Below are 20,283 nucleotides of genomic sequence, written 5' to 3'. Positions count from 1 at the left end.
AACCGACGGTTTTATATTCAATAAAAATAATGATAGCGCCAGATATTTTGTAATACAATAATATCAGCGTGCTTTAAATCACAAATTATAAGAAATCAAAGATATAGTAGAGGTTTATCGCTGCTTAACATTGGTACTTTAAAGTAGTACCTCGTTCTAACTATGTGGTAAGGCGATTTTTACTCTTGTTGAGTAGTATTATATTTGCTTGTCGTGCTTTATCTGCATCACCCGCCATAATTGCAGAATAAATAGCTCTATGTTCATTAATACACGTACTGCCTTGCACTGATGAATGAGTGATAAAGCTTTTGAACATAGTACATAGCACGTTAGCAAAAGGCAGGTAAAAACTATTACCTGTTGATAAAAAAATCAAGCGGTGAAACTCTAGATCGGCTTCAGTCCAGCTTTTTAGATCAAACTCTTTTGATATTTCATCCATTTTTTGGAACGTTGAAGATAATAACATTCGCTGCTCAACAGTCGCATTTTGGGCTGCTAATGCTGATGCTTCAGGCTCCAATGCATTACGCAATGATAAAAAATCTTGATAAACTTGTGCATTATCGCCGATGTCAGTTAACCAATCTAATAACTGCGAATCTAAAAAATTCCAATTTTCTCGACTCGTTACTCGTGTTCCTACTTTAGGTTTCGACTCTAATAATCCCTTAGATGTTAATAGTTTAATTGCTTCTCTTAAAGAAGTACGGCTGACATTAAACTGTTCACATAACACCATTTCACCGGGAATGATTTCATTTTGCTCAACATCGCCTGATAATATTTTTCGCGCTATTTCACGTGCAACTTGCACATGCAAGCTACGTTTAACACCCGAGATTTCAGCAAAAGTATTCGGCATAAGGATCTTCCTGTAATAAAGTCCCTTAATAGTAATACAAATATCAGATTAATAATATATAGATAGATCTCAGTATCGGGCTAATATAGGAAAAAAATAAGCATTTATATGACTTTTGACGGTAAAAATATCTGATGGGCAAAAATAATTCATTATTTTCAGCCCACTTTACAGATAGATATCAACAACTTTTGTTAGACAGAGAAAGGATATTTAATCGCGTCGTGACATTGATAACCAACGACTTCAAAATCATCCATTGTTACCCAAGTCTCTAAATCTTCTAGTGACGTGATCTTAGGGTTAATTTTAAGTTGTGGTGATGGGAAAGGCTCACGTTTAAGTTGTACTTCTTGCATCAACTCTAATTGGTCCTCATAAATATGTGCATTAACAATTTTATGATACGCCTTACCTGCTTTTTTACCGGTGATTTGTGCCATCAAGGCTAAGAAAGCAAATACCTGAACTTGATTAAAATTAAGCCCAAGCGGTACATCACATGAACGCTGATAACTGGTTAAGTGCAATGTATCCCCCAATAATGAGAAAGTATGAGTGTGCATACATGGACGCAAACAACCCATACCAAATTCACCAGGGTTATAGAACGTTAAGATCTCAGCACGATCATCAATGCCATTTTTAAGGTTTTCTACAATCTTTTTTAATTGATCTAATGTTGTACCATCAGGTTTTGCCCAGGCACGCCCTTGTACACCATAAACACGGCCCATGTCATCCTCACCTTTACGATGTGGGTTATTCAGCCAAGCCTCATTTAAGTTAGCATTTGCATCCCAAGTTTTAGTACCTAACGCACGAAAGTCAGCTGCATTATCATAACCACGCATATAACCAAGAAACTCAGCAATTGCAGATTTATAAAAGCTTTTTCGCGTCGTGATCATAGGGAATTGGTTATTACCAACATCGTACTCTAAATCAGCGTTGATGACGGTTAAACAGCGCTTACCAGTACGTTCATTCTCAATCCAAGTACCTTGATCAATAATGCGTTGACATAATGCTAAATACTGTTTCATTATTTTTTACCTTTTACTTTTTTACTGGTTTCATTTACTGCTGAAACAGGGTTATTTTTGTATGCATAGACCATTAAAATAGTACCGATAATAATCATTGGCAGTGATAAAATTTGTCCCATACTCATATTGAATGTTAATAATCCTAACTGTGCATCCGGCTCACGAGCAAATTCAATAATAAAGCGGAATGTCCCGTAACCTAATAAGAATAAGCCAGCCACTGAACCAGCCGGTTTAGGCTTGCGGATAAATAATAATAAAATAATAAACAGTGCAACGCCTTCTAACGCAAATTCATATAGTTGCGAAGGATGGCGTGGTAATGGCCCTGCATTATAGAATACAACACCGAATGGAGAGTCTGTTACACGCCCCCACAGTTCTGAATTAATGAAGTTACCAATGCGCCCCGCACCTAAGCCAACTGGCAATAGTGGCACAATAAAATCACCTACCGATAAAATCGAGCGTTGGTGGCGTTTAGCGTAAATAATAATCGCTGTCACAACCCCTAATACACCGCCATGGAATGACATGCCGCCTTCCCAAATTCTAAATAAATACATAGGATTGTCGATAAAGGTTGGGAACTGATAAAACAATACATAACCGATTCGGCCACCTAAAATAACGCCCATAAAACCAGCAAATAATAGATCACTAGCTTGCTCGCGAGTCCATACGCCATTGGATTTATCACAAACACGATTGGCCATCCAGAAAGCAAAGGCAAAACCGACAAGATACATTAATCCGTACCAACGGATATCAAGTGGACCAAGACTAATAGCAATTGGATCGATCTGGGGTAATACATAATGAGATGAGGACATAATTTGCTCTAGTTGATAAATTTAGTGGCGGTATCATATCGTAATTTTAATGGAAAAATCATCATTGTTTTCTCTCTCAAATGAAAAATAATTGACCCCAATAAATGCTTAACTTACTTATTACTTTTTATTAAATGGCAAAAAATAGCAATTAGCGAATTAATTTCCTGCTATTTATGCTATTTTCTGCGCCAAATTATGATCTGTATTAATTTCAATAACAGATGAATCACTACAATCAGCTGTAGTTTTACAGTCACGGCGTTTTCCCGAAACAAAGCGTTAAATGATTAATCATGGCATCAATAAGTATGTTTATTAATGCATAAAAATAATAAAGTAGGAATATTCAATGAATTCAAACCCCACTCTTATTCAACGTATGATGAGCGGTAGCTTAGTATTACAAATTGTTGTCGGTATTATTGCAGGTGTTTGCCTAGCGACTTTTTCACCAAGCACAGCCACTTCAGTGTCTTTTCTTGGTAGCTTCTTCGTTAGCGCATTAAAAGCCGTTGCTCCTATCCTAGTATTTATCTTAGTTGCGTCATCTATCGCTAACCAAGAAAAAGGGACACATACTAATCTTAAACCTGTTATTCATTTATACTTACTCGGTACCTTGTTAGCATCAATCACTGCCGTTTTATTTAGTTATGTTTTTCCTACTGACCTAGTTTTAATCACCAGCAATGTCACCACCACTCCACCAGAAGGTATTTTAGAAGTATTAAATACCTTGTTATTTAAAATTGTTGATAATCCAGTTAATGCTCTATTAACAGGTAACTTTATTGGTATTTTAGCGTGGGCTGTTGGCTTAGGCTTAGCATTACAACATGGTAATGAATCAACTAAAAAGTTATTACAAGATCTATCAAATGGTGTATCGAAGATTGTACAACTGGTTATTCGTTTAGCACCTATCGGTATTTTTGGCTTAGTGGCGACAACCTTTGCACAAACAGGTTTTGATTCACTAATTGGTTACTCTCACTTATTAGCAGTATTAATAGGTTCAATGTTATTCATTGCCTTAATTGTTAACCCTATTATTGTTTACATTAAACTAGGCTCAAACCCTTACCCACTTATTTTACAATGTCTACGTGAATCAGGCGTAACAGCCTTCTTTACACGTAGTTCTGCAGCTAATATTCCGGTTAACATGGCACTGTGTGAGAAATTAAACTTACATAAAGATACTTACTCTGTTTCTATCCCGCTAGGGGCAACTATCAACATGGCTGGCGCAGCGATTACCATTACAATATTAACGTTAGCGGCTGTACATACGTTAGGTATCGAGTTTGATATTTTAACTGCTATCTTGTTAAGTGTTGTTGCTGCTGTATCTGCATGTGGTGCTTCTGGTGTGGCAGGTGGTTCATTACTGCTTATCCCATTAGCTTGTAGCCTATTTGGTGTGCCAAATGAAGTGGCGATGCAAGTTGTGGCAATAGGTTTCATCATTGGTGTCGTTCAAGATTCTGCTGAAACTGCATTAAACAGCTCTACAGACGTAATATTTACAACTGCAGCTTGTCGCGCTGAAGAAGCAAAAGAGCTAGCAAATAAACGCTAATATTCTTTTATAAAAACAAAAAAACCGATCATATGATCGGTTTTTTATTTTGTAGTAAACATTAAAATAGTTCTATTATTTACCAGCTCGAACAAAGCCACCTAAATCTTTTTGATCAAGATAATTAATAAACGTCTGTTTAATAAACGCGCCATCATGGCCTTTTAAAGCCACTTCAGTACAAGCTTCAAGTTCCGAAATAGTAATTTTATTGAGTAAGTATTTAACCTTATTAATATTAAAGGCATTCATACTTAATTTACGATAACCCAATCCTAATAACATCAATAAACCAATTGGGTCACCTGCTAGCTCACCACAAATGCTCACTTCTATATTATTCTTTTTACTCTGCTCTAAAATCAAACGCATCGCCTGTAACACTGCAGGGTGGTAACTATCAAATAAATCAGCAACACGGCTATTATTACGATCCACAGCCAATAAATATTGAGTTAAATCATTGGTACCAATGGATAAAAAGTCCACCAGCGGTGCAAGTTGATCGATAATAAAAATTGAAGATGGAACTTCGATCATCACACCAATATCCGGCAAAGGAAATTGCTCTTCTGATAACGCTTGCTCCCAACAAACCTCTTTCCAAGCTTGCTCGATTAACCGTTTAGACTCTTCAACTTCACCTACTGATCCCACCATCGGTAGCATGATCCGTAAATTTTGCGTTTCAATACTCGCTCGTAACATGGCACGAATTTGGATTAAGAAGATTTCAGGGTGATCCAATGTTAAACGAATACCACGCCAGCCTAAGAATGGATTTTCTTCTGTGATAGGAAAGTAACTTAATTGCTTATCACCACCAATGTCCAAGGTACGCATAGTGACAGGTAAGTTTTGGTATTGATCAAATAATGATTTATAAGTGCTAACCTGTTCTTGCTCAGTAGGAAATGCATTACTAAGCATGAAGGGTAACTCACTACGATATAAGCCAATGCCTGAGAAATTATGCTCAGAAAATACATCCGGTGTTGAGTTTAAGCCCGTATTTAATAGTAGCTCAACTTCACAACCATCTTTAGTCACTGCAGCTTGGTTCGCCTCCTGCTCTACCAGCGCCTTCATCTCATTTTCTTCATCTAAAAGAATTTGATACTCTGCGATTAAAGAGGTTTCAGGTTCAATAATAATAGTGCCCGCATAACCATTAATGATTATGTTTTTTTGAGCAATATTCTTTAAACGAAGAGGTACGCCTAATACAGCTGGAATACCTAAGGTACGCGACAAGATAGCAATATGAGAGCTTAATCCACCACGTACTGAGACAATCCCCTTCAATTTATCAGGCGGTATCATGGCTAACATTGAGATAGTCACCTCTTCGGCCACTAATATGATTTCGTCAGGGAAATCCAACTGCTCATCATCTCGATTAGAGAGGTGATATAATAAACGTTGACCTACATCCCTAATCTCCACTGCCCTTTCTCGTAAGTAAGGGTCACTCATACTTTCAAACTGTTCTATATAAGTCTCAGAAACACGTTTAACAGCACTCTTAGCAGTTAGCTTCTCTTGGCGAATTTGAACTTCTACTGCACTCAGTAACGCTTTATCTTGTAAAAGATGCCCATATACATCAAACAACATAAATGCATCTTTCGAGACTTGCTCCTTTAAAGTGATAGACACCTTAGAAAACTCATCAGCACAAGCTTGCACTGCATTAGTAAAGGAAGCCATTTCACTATCAGGATCAGCACTTAGCTCAATACCCACATCACTTAATAATAAATGAGCCTGTAACACATGTGCTTTATTGATCGAAATACCAGAACTTGCCGGACTACCTTGTAAATGCAAAGAGCGGCTTTCAGACTTATCTTCATCAGGTAGATCCAATAATGTCCCGCCTAGCACACTCCCAAGGTGCACAGCTAAGGTCACTAAAAAAGATTCTTCAAGCTCATTATATAAACGTGGAGTACGTTGCTGTGCTACCAAAACGCCCAATACTTGGCGTTTATGGATAATAGGCACACCTAAAAATGAATTAAACTGCTCTTCATTACTAGAAGGGAGATATTTAAACTGCGGGTGTTCTGAAACATTAACGAGGTTGATTGGTTCGCCTTTTTGGTAAACCAAGCCAACAATACCTTCATCCAAATTAAAATGCGTTGCCCCAACTACTTGGCTGTCTAAGCCTTGGCTAGCCATTAGCGTTAGCTTTTTAGTTTCTTGATTAGTCACAAAAATAGAACAACAATCTAAGATCATTGTACTTTTAGTTTGTTGTACTAATAAGTTCATGGCATCAGAAAGTGTACTGGCCTCACCGAATTGCTCTACAATTTGACGAAGTTGGCTGAACATAAAACGCTCCTATTAGTAAGGTAAGAAGGTATTTATTATTTGTAAGAACCTCGGCGAGGTCGTTTATGCCTTTTTTTATCTGAGCCATGCATCAGTGCAAATGCAGCATGAGATAACTCAGTCAAAGCACGTCTATATACATCGCGTTTAAACGAGACAACTTGTCGCACTGGGTACCAATAAGTTACCCACCGCCAATCATCAAATTCTGGATGGCCACAAGTATCAAACTCAACTTGTTCTTCTTTTGCAATCAATTGTAATAAAAACCAACGCTGTTTTTGCCCAATACAAATTGGCGGCGTCGAATCCCAACGTACTAAACGCTTAGGTAACCTATAGCGTAACCATTGTCGGCTACTCGCAATCAGTTTGACATGCTCAGGTTTTAGTCCAACTTCTTCATATAACTCGCGATACATTGCATTTTCAGGCGTTTCACCTTCTTTAATTCCACCCTGTGGAAACTGCCATGAATGTTGACCGAAGCGTTTAGCCCATAAAACTTGTCCATTCTTATTACAAATGATGATACCTACATTAGGACGGTAACCGTCAGCATCAATCATTTAAAACCTTAATCAGGTTAAGATCCTTTCTTATTTATACACAACTAAACTAGATTGGATGAAATTATAATTATGGTTACATTCTCACATAGAAACTCTTAACCATCAAACACCTAAACTATAAAAAGAGCAAACGATAGTACTTAGATCACATTTATCAAAATTTAAGTTGTAATGTATCCACTAGATCTGTGCATAACTGTGTGCACAATTACAATTAAATGCCTAAAAGTGAAAAGACAAGCATAAAGAAGATCTTTAATTAGCAAATAAAAAACATATTAAATCATTTAAAAACATAAAGTTAAGAAAAGTTAAATATTTAAAAAATCTAGATCTGTAATTATGCACAGTAGTTTTAATTCACAATCAAATGTGAATATCTTCACTGTTCAAAAAACAATCGACACCTATAAAACCCTTCGTTTTTGTTTGAAATTCAATCGATTTTTATAACATTTATCATTTTATTCACAATAAATGTTAGGATCTTAAGATCTTTTCAGTTATCCACTAAAATTGTGAATAACTCTGTGTAAGTTCATTTCAAAACTATGAATAACCCAACAATAAAAAAACACGTACAATTAAAACGTCTATTTCTTTTAGTCTTTAAAGCGAGTAATTATGCAACCAACACCACAAACCGAGTCTCAACTATTAAGTTATTGTGAAGCCATTGCAGGTTATTCATTATCTGAATTAGCAGATATTGCCAATATCCCCACTCCTGAAAATTTACGTAAAAACAAAGGTTGGGTCGGACAATTGATCGAATGGCATTTAGGGGCAACAGCCGGCAGTAAGCCTGAACAAGACTTCAAACATTTAGGCATTGAACTAAAAACAATTCCTATTGATAGCCAAGGTAAAGTACTAGAGACAACTTTTGTCTGCAGCACACCTATTTTACATACCACCCATCTCACTTGGGAAAACAGTAATATTCGTAATAAATTACGCAAAGTATTATGGCTTCCCGTTCAGGGAGAGCGAAATATCCCGCTTGCTGAACGCATTGTAGGAAATGGCTTTTTATGGACAGCATCAGCAGAACAAGCATCGTTAATGCAACAAGATTGGGATGAGTTAATGGAAAAAATTTCACTTGGAAAGATTGAAGAAATAAGTGCAAGAGATGGGCAAGTACTACAGTTACGACCTAAAGCAGCCAATGGACAAGTCGTCACTGACGCCTATGGTGAAGAAGGACAACTTATTAAAGTACGACCACGTGGCTTTTATCTTAAAAAAAGTTTTACTCAGTCAATTATTAACCAAAAATTTAACCTAAATTAGTATTAAAGTATATGTTGACTAGAATTTATACAATCTTTACAGTAAATTATAACAAGGGATTTTTCTGCTAAGGGGCAACATATGAGCATTAAAAAGCAAATATTGAAAAATAAAATTATCGTTAAAGTTACTTTTGAAATAAGTAAAGAAGAAGCACAAGATGCAGCAATGATTTATTTGCTTTCTGAACATAATGATTGGCAAGAACTTGAACTTAAAAAGTTTAAAAATGGTAAGTTTAAAATTGCTCAAAACATCTCATTAGAAGAAAGAAAAGGTTTCCAATTTATTTATAAAGCAATTTCTGAAACGGGTGAGCAATCAATGATTCTTCCTGATGATGCCGATGACTATGTCGATAATGGTATGAATGACGGTGGTAAAAATGCTGTATTACAACTAGCTGAGTAACTAACGGTATATTCAACCTCTATCAATAAACGTAACTGTTATTGATATAGATTACCCTTAACACTGTTTACAGCTGAAATAAGGGTAAGTGACCCTGCTTATACTTAAAAGCATCGATATATTAATGCGTTTTTCATATCACAATAATCATTGTACCCTGCTTATAATAAACAATAAAAAACTCAATTTATGCACATTATTCTGATCTAACACTGGCTAGTTTGAGTATCTATCTAATAAAGCAATCAACTTATAAAGTTTACTGATGTTCAAGTCCCCTTATCCCCCTACCACTGTAATAATTTACAGGGTATGATGAGTCTTGATAACATGACTTTTATAATGAGCCTATTCCATCTAGATAAAATGAGCGAAAAGAATGAATAATATTGAAATACGTGGTGCTAAAACACACAATTTAAAAAATATCAGCTTATCAATTCCACGCGACAAACTTGTTGTCATTACAGGTCTATCTGGATCGGGAAAGTCCTCATTAGCATTTGATACCTTATATGCAGAGGGGCAACGCCGCTATGTTGAATCTCTTTCTGCATATGCACGCCAGTTCTTGTCTTTAATGGAAAAACCTGATGTTGAACACATTGAGGGTCTATCACCTGCAATTTCTATTGAACAAAAGTCAACATCTCATAACCCTCGTTCGACAGTAGGAACCATCACAGAGATTTACGATTACTTACGTTTACTTTTTGCACGTATTGGTGACCCTCGTTGTCCAACACACGGCGTTACTTTGCATGCACAAACTGTTAGCCAAATGGTTGATGTTATCTTGGAACAGCCTGAAGGCAGTAAAATGATGCTGCTCGCTCCAATTGTAAAAGGGCGTAAAGGGGAACATGTTAAAACATTTGAAAGCTTAGTAGCGCAAGGTTTTTTACGTGCTCGAATTGATGGCGATGTCTGTGATTTAAGCGATCCACCTAAGCTCGCATTACACAAGAAACACACTATCGAAGTCGTTGTCGATCGCTTTAAAGTGCGTGAAGATCTAAAACAACGATTAGCTGAATCGGTAGAAACCACATTAGAGTTAAGTAATGGTTCTGCTATTTTGGCTTACATGGATGATAGCCAACCAGAGCAACTTTTCTCAGCTAACTTCTCATGTCCACATTGTGGTTACAGTATTGCAGAGTTAGAGCCTCGCATTTTCTCTTTTAATAGCCCTGCCGGCGCATGTGAGACTTGTGATGGTCTTGGGGTAGAACAGTACTTTGATGAAGCGTTAGTCGTAACTGATCCAACGCTGAGCTTAGCTGATGGTGCAATCGAGGGTTGGAGCAGTAAATCTAACTATTATTATCAAATATTACGCGCTGTTGCTGAACATTATGATTTCTCACTCACCGCGCCTTTTAAATCCTTAACTAAAAAGCATCAACAATATGTACTGCAAGGGACTGGAACAGAAAAAATAGCCTTCACTTATAGTAATGATAAGGGTGACTTAGTTTCTCGCCTACATGCTTTTGAAGGGGTTATTCCAAATCGCTCTCGTCGCTACAGAGAAACTGAATCACCAGCAATGCGAGAGTATTTAGGTAAATACATGAACCGCCAATCTTGTTCTAGTTGTGGTGGTTCACGATTAAAAGAATCTTCTCGACATGTATTTATTAACGATGTGAACTTATCGCATGTATCAGCCTTATCGATTGCTGATGCAGAGCAGTTTTTCCAAAATATAAAATTGGTTGGACAAAAAGCAAAAATAGCCGAAAAGATCCTAAAAGAGATCTTAGAACGACTCAGCTTCCTAGTGAATGTGGGACTTAACTATTTAAGCTTAGAGCGTAGTGCAGAAACATTATCTGGCGGCGAAGCACAACGTATTCGTTTAGCGAGTCAAATTGGAGCAGGTTTAATGGGAGTTATGTATGTACTCGATGAACCTTCCATTGGCTTACACCAACGAGATAACGAACGCTTATTAAAAACACTCACGCATTTACGAGATTTAGGTAATACCGTGATCGTGGTAGAGCATGATGAGGATGCCATTCGTCAAGCAGATCATATTATTGATATTGGTCCTGGAGCAGGTACTCACGGTGGTGAAGTGATTGCAGAAGGCAGCTACAAAAAAATCTTAAAATCGAAAGATTCATTAACTGCAGATTATTTAAGTGGTCGCAAAAAAATTGTTATTCCTGAGCAACGTACCCCGTTAACTGATAAATGGGTAAAACTAAAAGAAGCTAGCGCAAATAACTTAAAATCAGTGAATTTAGATTTACCATTAGGTGTATTAACTTGTATTACTGGTGTATCTGGATCTGGTAAATCAACACTGATCAATGACACGCTATTTCCATTAGCACAAACCAAGTTAAATAAAGCAACAACGATTCAAGCTGCTGAACATAAAAGTATTACAGGTCTATCGCAACTCGATAAAGTAGTGGATATCAATCAAAGCCCAATTGGTCGTACACCACGTTCAAATCCAGCAACTTATACGGGTATTTTCACACCAATTCGTGAATTATTTGCAGCAACACCAGAGTCTCGCTCACGTGGTTATAAACCAGGTCGTTTCAGCTTTAATGTTAAAGGTGGACGTTGTGAAGCCTGCCAAGGCGACGGTATGATTAAGGTAGAGATGCACTTCCTACCAGATGTCTACGTTCCTTGTGATTCTTGTAAAGGACAACGCTATAACCGTGAAACGTTATCCGTGAAATATAAAGGTAAAAATATCCATGAAACTTTGGATATGACAGTGGAAGATGCATTTAAATTCTTTGAACCTGTACCTGTCATAGCTCGTAAATTACAAACCCTGATTGATGTGGGCCTTTCTTATATTCGCTTAGGACAGGCGGCAACAACGCTTTCTGGCGGGGAAGCGCAACGCGTTAAGCTTGCCAAAGAGTTATCTAAACGTGATACAGGTAAAACTTTATATATTCTTGATGAGCCAACAACAGGTTTACATTTCCACGACATAGCGCAACTGCTAAAAGTAATCCATACTTTACGTGATAAAGGCAATACATTAGTGATTATTGAACATAACCTTGATGTTATTAAAACAGCTGATTGGATCATCGACTTAGGACCAGAAGGTGGTAATGGAGGTGGTGAAATTATTGCAACTGGTACACCTGAAGAGGTTGTTAAAGTGAAAGGTAGTTACACCGGTCAATTTCTAAAACCTATTTTGGAAAAGAGTACATAACATCTTAAATAGATAAAAATACAGGGGGTGATTAGCAATGAAAATATTTACTGCTAACACCTCCAAGCTTATTTTATTTCTATTTTTGATTGGTATAAATAGCGCAGCCTACCCAGATATTTATATGTTTACGGATAAGCGAGGCCAACAATTCTTTACCGATAAAAAAGTGAATAAACATTATAAGCTTTTATTACGTAGCAATAATAATAGAGTCGCGAGCAGCTTTAAAAATTCACAAGTAAAGCGTTATTCTCACCTTCTCAACCCTAGTCATAGCCATAGATCGTGGCAAAGAATATACCACCCTCTGATTATCGAAGCTTCGACAAAATACCAACTAGATTCTGCACTAATACATGCCATGATTACTGTTGAATCAAACTATCAACAGCATGCCATTTCTTCTGCGGGCGCAAAAGGTTTGATGCAACTGATGCCCGGTACTGCAAAACGATTTTCAGTGACAAATATCTTTGATCCCCAACAAAATATTTTTGCAGGCGCTTTATATTTAAAAATATTATTGGAGGAATTTAAAATGATAGAGATAGCATTAGCTGCCTATAATGCGGGAGAAGGAACTGTCAGACGCTATAAACGACAAATTCCTCCTTATCCTGAGACACAAGAGTATGTCTCTAAAGTATTAACTTTCTATGAGTATTACCAACGTAATTTATCAATTTAAAAACTAATCGATTTACGTGGTCTTTTAGCTTTCGCGTTAGTCGCTTTATTTGTTGGTTCAGGCTGATAACGAGTTTCTTGTTGCTCGGTAATCGCTGATTCTTCTACCAATTCATAGTCTTGTGTTTCACCAATCAGCGCAATTTGTAGATATTGCTCATTAAAGTAAATTAAATCACCAGCATAGATTTTTTTGCGCTTTTGCGTTTCTACTTCACCATTTAATGAGACATATCCTTCGGCAATCACTTGTTTAGCTTCACCACCACCTGACACTAGATTAGCGATCTTTAATATTTTATACAGGGCGGTTGGCTCTTCACGAATTTCAATCAAAGTTGCGTAAATTTCTTCTTGCTCGGACATGTTTTATTCTCATTTATAATTTATTAACGGCTACTTTCCTGTCAGGCTATGATCCCAATCTTTCCAGACTACCTCATAACCCTGTGCTTTCACTAGGTTTGCCATAGTTGCCGGTGAACGCTCATCGCTGATTTCGAATTGCTCTAACGCTTGATCAGCTTGTTCAGCATATCCTCCGGGCTGTGTACTTGAACCAGCACTTAATGAAGTAATGCCTAACGGTAACACATGATTTCTGAAATGTTCAGATTCTCGGGTGGATAACGATAACTCAACCTCAGGATTAAACAAACGATAAGCACAGATTAATTGTACTAGTTGTTTATCATTCATTACTGATTTTATTTCCATCCCACCTTCGCAGGGACGTAAGCGTGGAAAGGAGATAGTATAACGTGTTTGCCAATATTTTTTTTCAAGATAATTTAAGTGTGCAGCCACATAAAAACAATCAGTACGCCACTCTTCCAAGCCAATTAAACTACCTAAGCCCATTTTATGAATACCAGCTCTACCTAATCGATCATGTGTATTTAAACGGTAAATAAAATCTGACTTTTTGCCCTTTAGGTGGTGCTCTGCATAAGTGACTGGATTATAGGTTTCTTGGTAAACTAGTACGGCATTAACTCCATATTCAATCAATTCACTATATTCTTCTTGGTCAAGGGGTTGCACTTCAATGGTGATATTCGCAAAGTGTTGTTTGATAATAGGTAAAGCTTGTTTAAAATATTCCATACCCACTTTGCGTTCTGACTCTCCAGTCACAATTAAGATATGTTCAAAACCCATTTTTTTAATGGCCAAGCACTCTCTTTCTATCTCTTGCATATCCAAGGTTTTACGACGTAATGCGTTATGCATTGAAAAACCACAATAGGTACATATATTACTGCACATGTTAGAGAGGTATAAAGGGATATAAAATTGCTGAGTTTTACCAAAACGTTGCAAAGTGAGCTGTTGAGATTTTTGTGCCATTTGCTCTAAGTAAGGCTCTGCAGCAGGGCTAATTAAGGCTTTAAAATCCTCTAAATCCAAACGTGCTTTAGATAATGCACGCTGTACATCTGATGCGCTTTTCGCATAAATAGACAAGCGTATATCATCCCATTGATACTCTTTTATTTTATCGCTGAAGTTCACAGGCTCGCCTCTAAAAATGCAGTTAATGGACTCGATGCAACGGCTTCTGTACTTTGACCGCCTAAACCAGATAAGTAAGCTTGTCGTCCCGCTTGTACCGCTTTAGCAAATGCTTCACTCATTGCCACAGGGTTACCTGCAACGGCAATGGCTGTATTGACAAGGACAGCATCAGCGCCCATTTCCATTGCTAAAGCAGCATGTGAAGGGCTTCCTAATCCAGCATCAACAATCACGGGAACATTAGCTTGCTCTATAATAATTTCTAGAAATTCCGCTGTTTTAATACCTTTATTAGATCCTATAGGTGCGCCTAATGGCATTACAGCTGCACAACCTACTGACTCTAAATGTTTACACAATACTGGGTCTGCATGAACATAGGGTAATACTACGAAACCTTTACTGGCCAATACTTCCGCAGCTTTTAAGGTTTCAATGGGATCGGGTAATAAATATTTAGGATCTGGATGGATTTCTAGTTTTACCCAGTTGGTTTGCAAAGCTTCACGCGCTAATTCTGCAGCAAATACCGCTTCTTTAGCATTACGCGCACCCGAAGTATTAGGTAATAAATTCATGCCATTTTTAATGAGAGGCGCCAAAATATCATCATCACGGTGCTGCATATCTACACGCTTTAATGCCATAGTAACCAGTTCTGAACGTGAAGCTTTTAATGCGGCGACCATGGTTTGTTGATCGTTAAACTTGCCTGTCCCGGTAAACAAACGAGACTCAAACTGCTTATCTCCAATCACTAATTGATCATTTTTTATCATTTCTTCAAATAACATAATTACCCACCTGCAATGGCTTGAAATAGAGAAATATTATCTCCCTCATTAATATCATACTGGTTCCACTCTGAGCGGTTAATAACCTGCATATTTACGGCAACTGCACTGCCCATTAATGGCTTTTCTAAATGCGTTAATAACTGCTCAATATTCATTGCACTTGGCAATGTTAATGCTTGTTCATTTACTTGTATTTTCATTTACGCTTGTCCACATACGCTGCATTGAGGATCTTTATTAATGGCAAAGGTTTGCCAATCGAGAGTTTTTCCATCAAATAGTTTTAATTTATTTTTAATACCCGATGGCAGACCGACAAAGTATTTAATTGCTTCTAACGCTTGCAAGGTACCGATCGTCCCGACCACTGGGCCAATGATGCCGGAGTTACTGCAATTAAGAGTTTGTTCTTCTGAGCTAGGAAATAAGCAGTGGTAACAAGGGGTGTCGATTTGGCTATGGTCAAAAAACATTAACTGCCCCTCTAAACGAATCGCAGCTCCAACAATTAAGGGCACTTTAGCTTCGACACAGGCTTTATTAATCATCTGCCTGGTTGCCATGTTATCGGTACAATCAAGCACCAAATCAGCCATTGTTAATTCCATTTTTAACTGCTGCTCAGGCATCTGCTTGTTAATGCTACGCACTTTAATATCAGGATTAAGTTGTTGCAGGCGCTCTTTAGTCACCTCTACTTTCGACTCACCAATATCACTGTTTTGATAAGTGATTTGTCGCTGTAGGTTACTTACTTCAATATCATCAAAGTCATTTAAAACTAAATGGCCAATACCGGCAGCAGCTAAATACAGAGCAGCGGGAGAACCTAGTCCTCCCATCCCAATAATCAATACTTTTGCTTGTTTGAGTTGATGTTGTCCAGCCTCACTTACTTCTTCCAATAATAAATGTCGGCTATAACGCAATAGTTCATTATCACTTAACATTTACATTTCCTTTGCTCATTATTTGATTAAATTGATCAATGACTTGTTGTGGATCGTCGGCTTTGGTTATCGCAGTAACAACAGCAATGCTACCAACACCACATTGCCATACTGCAGGTGCTCGTTCTAAATTAATGCCGCCAATGGCAACTGTTGGTGTGTTAGATAATAACGCTGCATATTTTGCTAAACGAGTTAAGCCTTGTGGATCCGATGGCATCTCTTTGGTTTGTGTTGGGAAAATATGTCCTAATGCGATATAACTCGGTTTAAGTTGCTGTGCACGTAATAATTCGTAATAACCATGAGTACTCAATCCAAGTCGTAAACCGGCATCAGCAATCAATGCTAAGTCTGCGACTTCCATATCCTCTTGCCCAAGATGTACACCATAAGCTTGGTGCTTAACCGCTAATTGCCAATAATCATTAATAAATAACCTTGCTTGGTAAACTTTACCCAAGGCAATAGCATCAATAATCTGTTGTTCCACTTGCTCATCATGTTTATCTTTTATGCGTAGTTGTATCGTTTTAACACCCATTTTTAATAAACGCTCAATCCACTCTACCGAATCAACAACAGGATAAAGCCCTAATTGGTTAGTATCACAGGGCTCAAAACCTGGACCCGCTTCTAAACTACCCGGCAGATCCAGTTCATAACCAATATTCGATTCAGGTAAAACAACTTCAGGAAAATCCTGATTATGCTCAGGCCAACCGCAATGCGCGACAGAACCTTCACCAGCACCAAGCGCTTTAGAGGATTTTAACCCTTGGTTTAAGTAAGCCTTTGCTATCACTAATGCGTCTTCGATAAAGTAATCTAATGCCATCGTTGCTGCGATTGCACTAGCCAATGTACATCCCGTGCCGTGAGTGTGAACATCAGTTAAACGTGGGCTGCTTAGCGCTATTTCCCTTATACCATCGCTCCAATAATCTAAGGAAATCTTATCCACCAGCTCAAAATGGCCACCTTTGATTAATACACTGCCACATCCCATATCAATCAGTTTATCAACAGCAGGTTTAAAGGATTCACCGGAGATTAAGGCGTGTCCAGATAAGGTTAATACTTCATTGGCATTAGGCGTTAATAGGTCTATTTGAGGCAATAACTGCGCTTTAATAACTTCATTAATTCCCTCTTCAGCCATTTCATCACCTGTCGACGCAACGGCAACAGGGTCATAAATAACAAATGGCTTATGTGTCCAAGTTTGTTTATATAAAGCGAGTTGTTGAGCAAGAATTTTGACATGTTCAACACTTGCTAATAACCCAATTTTAATCACTTTAGCAGGCATATCTTCCGCTAAACTGGCTAGTTGTTGTGTGAACATCTTTTCAGAAACACTTTCAACAAGCTGCACCGCTTGTGAGTTTTGCGCCGTTACCGCCGATATCACAGAGCAACCATCAGCGCCTAAATCATGAAACGTACAAAGATCCGCTTGGATACCTGCACCAGCACTAGAGTCAGATCCAGCAATTGTCCACACTATATTGTTCATATTTAACCTTTAACTTATCTTAGCGATTTGTAATTAGTTGAAACTAATCATGTATATTTATTGAATATTGTACGGAAATTAACACTAAGGAGTTTGTTTAAATTCAATAGAAAGTGCGTCACTGATAAGCAGCAACTAGCACCTTCTTATTAACTTCTCCTTGAGCAGCTAAGCTTTATCAAGCATCGGTGGTTGATATATCTCTGCCCCACTCTCTGTAAACTCTTTCGCTTTAATCGCCATTCCCTGCTCTGCAGACATGCTAATCGTTTCATCTAATATTTTGATGGAGATTTCACCTGAATCTAACTTAGCCGTAAAGTCTCGGACATCTTGAGTTATCTTCATGGAGCAGAATTTAGGCCCACACATTGAGCAGAAGTGCGCAACTTTACCTGACTCCTGCGGTAAAGTTTGATCATGGAATTCACGTGATGTGACCGGATCTAAACCTAGGTTAAATTGATCTTCCCAACGGAACTCAAAACGTGCTTTAGATAAGGCATTATCACGAATTTGAGCCCCCGGATGACCTTTTGCTAAATCAGCCGCATGAGCTGCAATCTTATAAGTAATCAACCCTACTTTTACATCGTCTTTGTCGGGTAAGCCCAAGTGCTCTTTAGGTGTCACATAACATAGCATTGCACAGCCATACCAACCTATTTGAGCAGCACCAATACCAGACGTAATATGGTCATAACCCGGTGCAATATCGGTAGTCAGTGGGCCCAATGTATAGAAAGGTGCTTCAAAACATTCTGTTAACTGCTTATCCATATTTTCTTTGATCATTTGCATTGGGATATGGCCAGGCCCCTCGATAATGACTTGTACATCGTATTCCCAAGCTACTTTAGTTAATTCGCCTAGTATCTCTAATTCAGAGAATTGCGCCTCATCATTAGCATCAGCAACTGAACCTGGGCGTAAACCATCCCCTAGCGATAAAGACACATCATACTGTTGGCAGATTTCACATATCTCTCTAAAATGCTCGTAAGCAAAATTTTCTTGATGATAAGTCAAACACCATTTGGCCATGATAGAACCACCACGTGAAACGATACCTGTCACACGTTTAGCCGTCATCGGGACAAAGCGTAGTAATACGCCAGCATGAATAGTGAAGTAATCAACACCTTGCTCGGCTTGTTCAATTAAGGTATCGCGAAACACTTCCCATGTTAAATTTTCCACAACACCGTTCACTTTTTCTAAGGCTTGGTAAATCGGTACCGTTCCGATTGGCACAGGGGAATTACGTAAAATCCATTCGCGAGTTTCATGGATATTACGCCCTGTTGATAAATCCATTACCGTATCACCACCCCAGAGTGTCGACCAAACTAACTTCTCCACTTCTTCTTCGATTGATGAAGTGACAGAAGAGTTGCCAATATTGGAGTTTACTTTCACTAAGAAATTACGACCAATGATCATTGGTTCTAACTCTGGGTGGTTAATATTTGATGGGATGATCGCACGGCCTCTAGCGACTTCAGAACGGACAAACTCAGGTGTAATAGATTCTTGTAAATTAGCACCGTAACTCTGTCCTGCATGTTGTGAAAGTAATGCTTCACATTTAATGCGCTCACGACCTTGGTTTTCACGAATCGCAATGTACTCCATCTCTGGCGTGATAATCCCCTGACGAGCATAATGTAATTGCGTCACACATTGCCCTGTTTTAGCACGTAATGGCTTAGGTAAATTAGCAAAGCGTAATTCATTTAAAGATTCGTCCGCTAAACGCTCTTGCGCAAAGTTAGAGGTGACATTATCTAATGTTTCTACATCATCACGCGCTGTAATCCAAGATTCACGTAAACGCGGTAAACCTGCGTGCACATCTATTTTGATAGATGGATCAGTATAAGGGCCTGAAGTATCGTAAACTGGAATAGGCTCATTTTTTTCATAAATAGGATTTTCTTCAGAACCTCCGACAAACGTATCAGTTTGCAGGATTTGGCGCATCGCAACTTTAATTGGGTGAATATAACCATCAATAAAGATTTTTTCTGAATTAGGGTAAGACTGATTATTCAAACTTTGAATATAGTCCTGTGCAGCTTCACGTGATGCACGGCGAGAAAGACCTTTACGATCTGTCGTTTTTAATGTTGAGTTTGTTTCTTGAGACATAGCATTCTTTACCTAGTTTAATATAAACGGTTTATAAAAGATTGCTTGTCGAATAGATGTGGAAGTTAAAAAATATCCAAGAATGGAAAATATACAGATATTTTCTACTTGTTCCCTTCGTAGGTACTAGCCTAATCAGGTTCCACGGATCCCACATGATTACTTTTAAATAAGTATTCACTTAATGTGGTCTCAGCTTCTGAGAATTTCTCATTAGCACTCCGACAAGATGGCAAAGAGTATAGAAGAAATCGCACTAGAATTAAACAATAGTTTAGAGGTGATGTTCACAAACAATGCTGTTAATTAATTAACGAATACAAAAAAACCTAATGATTTGCATCATTAGGGCTTAAATCGTCAAAGACTAGTAAGAAGTATTACTTCTTAGCAGCAGCTTTTTCAGCTTTAAATTTTTCGACTTTCTTTGGGTATTGGGCTTCAGCTACAGCAGCTGGACAAGGCATGTAGTTTTTGAACTCCATAGAGAACT

The 20,283-nt window shown here is 37.9% G+C and carries 17 protein-coding genes and 1 riboswitch; of the genes, 5 read left to right on the top strand and 12 right to left on the bottom strand.

Translation table 11 applies throughout. The features are described 5' to 3' along the window. Nucleotides 1-160 precede the first annotated feature (160 nt). From V6256_RS05250 to lgt, 3 genes are all read right to left on the bottom strand, one after another. A complete protein-coding gene (locus V6256_RS05250; RefSeq protein WP_341597024.1) occupies nucleotides 161-868 on the bottom strand; it encodes a FadR/GntR family transcriptional regulator in 708 nt (235 codons plus the stop codon). Between the two features lie 194 nt (nucleotides 869-1,062). Then, complete coding sequence (locus V6256_RS05245) at nucleotides 1,063-1,914, bottom strand: thymidylate synthase (protein WP_341597023.1); 852 nt, start codon at nucleotides 1,912-1,914, stop codon at nucleotides 1,063-1,065. Beyond that, nucleotides 1,914-2,750, bottom strand: coding sequence for a prolipoprotein diacylglyceryl transferase (gene lgt, locus V6256_RS05240; protein WP_341597022.1), 837 nt, complete (start codon nucleotides 2,748-2,750; stop codon nucleotides 1,914-1,916). Before lgt ends, V6256_RS05245 begins: the two co-directional genes overlap by 1 nt. 352 nt (nucleotides 2,751-3,102) lie before the next feature. Between lgt and sstT the strand changes: the two genes are divergently transcribed. After that, on the top strand, nucleotides 3,103-4,335 hold the full coding sequence (gene sstT, locus V6256_RS05235) for a serine/threonine transporter SstT (protein WP_341597021.1): 1,233 nt from the start codon (nucleotides 3,103-3,105) through the stop codon (nucleotides 4,333-4,335). A gap of 75 nt (nucleotides 4,336-4,410) precedes the next feature. Here sstT and ptsP read toward each other — a convergent pair whose 3' ends face one another. Together ptsP and rppH are read right to left on the bottom strand one after the other, a co-directional pair. Further along, nucleotides 4,411-6,678, bottom strand: coding sequence for a phosphoenolpyruvate--protein phosphotransferase (gene ptsP, locus V6256_RS05230; protein WP_341597020.1), 2,268 nt, complete (start codon nucleotides 6,676-6,678; stop codon nucleotides 4,411-4,413). A 35-nt stretch (nucleotides 6,679-6,713) separates the two neighbouring features. Next, nucleotides 6,714-7,247 carry an RNA pyrophosphohydrolase gene (gene rppH, locus V6256_RS05225; protein ID WP_341597019.1) on the bottom strand — a complete coding sequence of 178 codons (534 nt, stop codon included), beginning with the start codon at nucleotides 7,245-7,247 and terminating at the stop codon, nucleotides 6,714-6,716. Nucleotides 7,248-7,874: 627 nt separating this feature from the next. Here rppH and mutH point away from each other — a divergent pair. The 4 genes from mutH to V6256_RS05205 all read left to right on the top strand — a co-directional run bounded on the left by mutH (nucleotide 7,875) and on the right by V6256_RS05205 (nucleotide 12,856). Then, a complete protein-coding gene (gene mutH / locus V6256_RS05220; RefSeq protein WP_341597018.1) occupies nucleotides 7,875-8,546 on the top strand; it encodes a DNA mismatch repair endonuclease MutH in 672 nt (223 codons plus the stop codon). Between the two features lie 81 nt (nucleotides 8,547-8,627). Beyond that, complete coding sequence (locus V6256_RS05215) at nucleotides 8,628-8,957, top strand: early set domain-containing protein (RefSeq protein ID WP_341597017.1); 330 nt, start codon at nucleotides 8,628-8,630, stop codon at nucleotides 8,955-8,957. Between the two features lie 379 nt (nucleotides 8,958-9,336). Continuing rightward, nucleotides 9,337-12,165 carry an excinuclease ABC subunit UvrA gene (uvrA, locus tag V6256_RS05210; RefSeq protein ID WP_341597016.1) on the top strand — a complete coding sequence of 943 codons (2,829 nt, stop codon included), beginning with the start codon at nucleotides 9,337-9,339 and terminating at the stop codon, nucleotides 12,163-12,165. 37 nt (nucleotides 12,166-12,202) lie between these two features. Beyond that, complete coding sequence (locus V6256_RS05205) at nucleotides 12,203-12,856, top strand: lytic transglycosylase domain-containing protein (RefSeq protein WP_341597015.1); 654 nt, start codon at nucleotides 12,203-12,205, stop codon at nucleotides 12,854-12,856. Here V6256_RS05205 and V6256_RS05200 read toward each other — a convergent pair. The 7 genes from V6256_RS05200 to thiC all read right to left on the bottom strand — a co-directional run bounded on the left by V6256_RS05200 (nucleotide 12,853) and on the right by thiC (nucleotide 19,790). Beyond that, on the bottom strand, nucleotides 12,853-13,221 hold the full coding sequence (locus V6256_RS05200) for an RNA-binding S4 domain-containing protein (RefSeq protein WP_341597014.1): 369 nt from the start codon (nucleotides 13,219-13,221) through the stop codon (nucleotides 12,853-12,855). The genes V6256_RS05205 and V6256_RS05200 overlap by 4 nt on opposite strands. 30 nt (nucleotides 13,222-13,251) lie before the next feature. Continuing rightward, nucleotides 13,252-14,370: a 2-iminoacetate synthase ThiH gene (gene thiH / locus V6256_RS05195; RefSeq protein ID WP_341597013.1), complete on the bottom strand. Its 1,119-nt coding sequence runs from the start codon at nucleotides 14,368-14,370 to the stop codon at nucleotides 13,252-13,254. Continuing rightward, a complete protein-coding gene (locus V6256_RS05190; RefSeq protein WP_341597012.1) occupies nucleotides 14,367-15,167 on the bottom strand; it encodes a thiazole synthase in 801 nt (266 codons plus the stop codon). Before V6256_RS05190 ends, thiH begins: the two co-directional genes overlap by 4 nt. A gap of 2 nt (nucleotides 15,168-15,169) precedes the next feature. Beyond that, on the bottom strand, nucleotides 15,170-15,370 hold the full coding sequence (gene thiS / locus V6256_RS05185; protein WP_341597011.1) for a sulfur carrier protein ThiS: 201 nt from the start codon (nucleotides 15,368-15,370) through the stop codon (nucleotides 15,170-15,172). Beyond that, nucleotides 15,371-16,120 (bottom strand): HesA/MoeB/ThiF family protein, encoded by a 750-nt coding sequence (locus V6256_RS05180; RefSeq protein ID WP_341597010.1) that lies wholly within the window; start codon nucleotides 16,118-16,120, stop codon nucleotides 15,371-15,373. It lies immediately after the preceding gene. Further along, the gene (gene thiE / locus V6256_RS05175; RefSeq protein WP_341597009.1) at nucleotides 16,110-17,639 is read right to left on the bottom strand and encodes a thiamine phosphate synthase; all 1,530 of its coding nucleotides are present in this window, start codon (nucleotides 17,637-17,639) and stop codon (nucleotides 16,110-16,112) included. Before thiE ends, V6256_RS05180 begins: the two co-directional genes overlap by 11 nt. A 168-nt stretch (nucleotides 17,640-17,807) precedes the next feature. Continuing rightward, nucleotides 17,808-19,790 (bottom strand): phosphomethylpyrimidine synthase ThiC, encoded by a 1,983-nt coding sequence (gene thiC, locus V6256_RS05170; protein ID WP_341597008.1) that lies wholly within the window; start codon nucleotides 19,788-19,790, stop codon nucleotides 17,808-17,810. Between the two features lie 95 nt (nucleotides 19,791-19,885). Next, a riboswitch (TPP riboswitch) is annotated at nucleotides 19,886-20,024 on the bottom strand. Nucleotides 20,025-20,283 lie beyond the last annotated feature (259 nt).

The organism is Psychromonas aquatilis, assembly GCF_038155185.1.
Classification (GTDB): Bacteria; Pseudomonadota; Gammaproteobacteria; order Enterobacterales; family Psychromonadaceae; genus Psychromonas; species Psychromonas aquatilis.
Note: the sequence above shows the minus strand (reverse complement) of the source record. Positions and strands in the feature narration are given on the sequence as shown.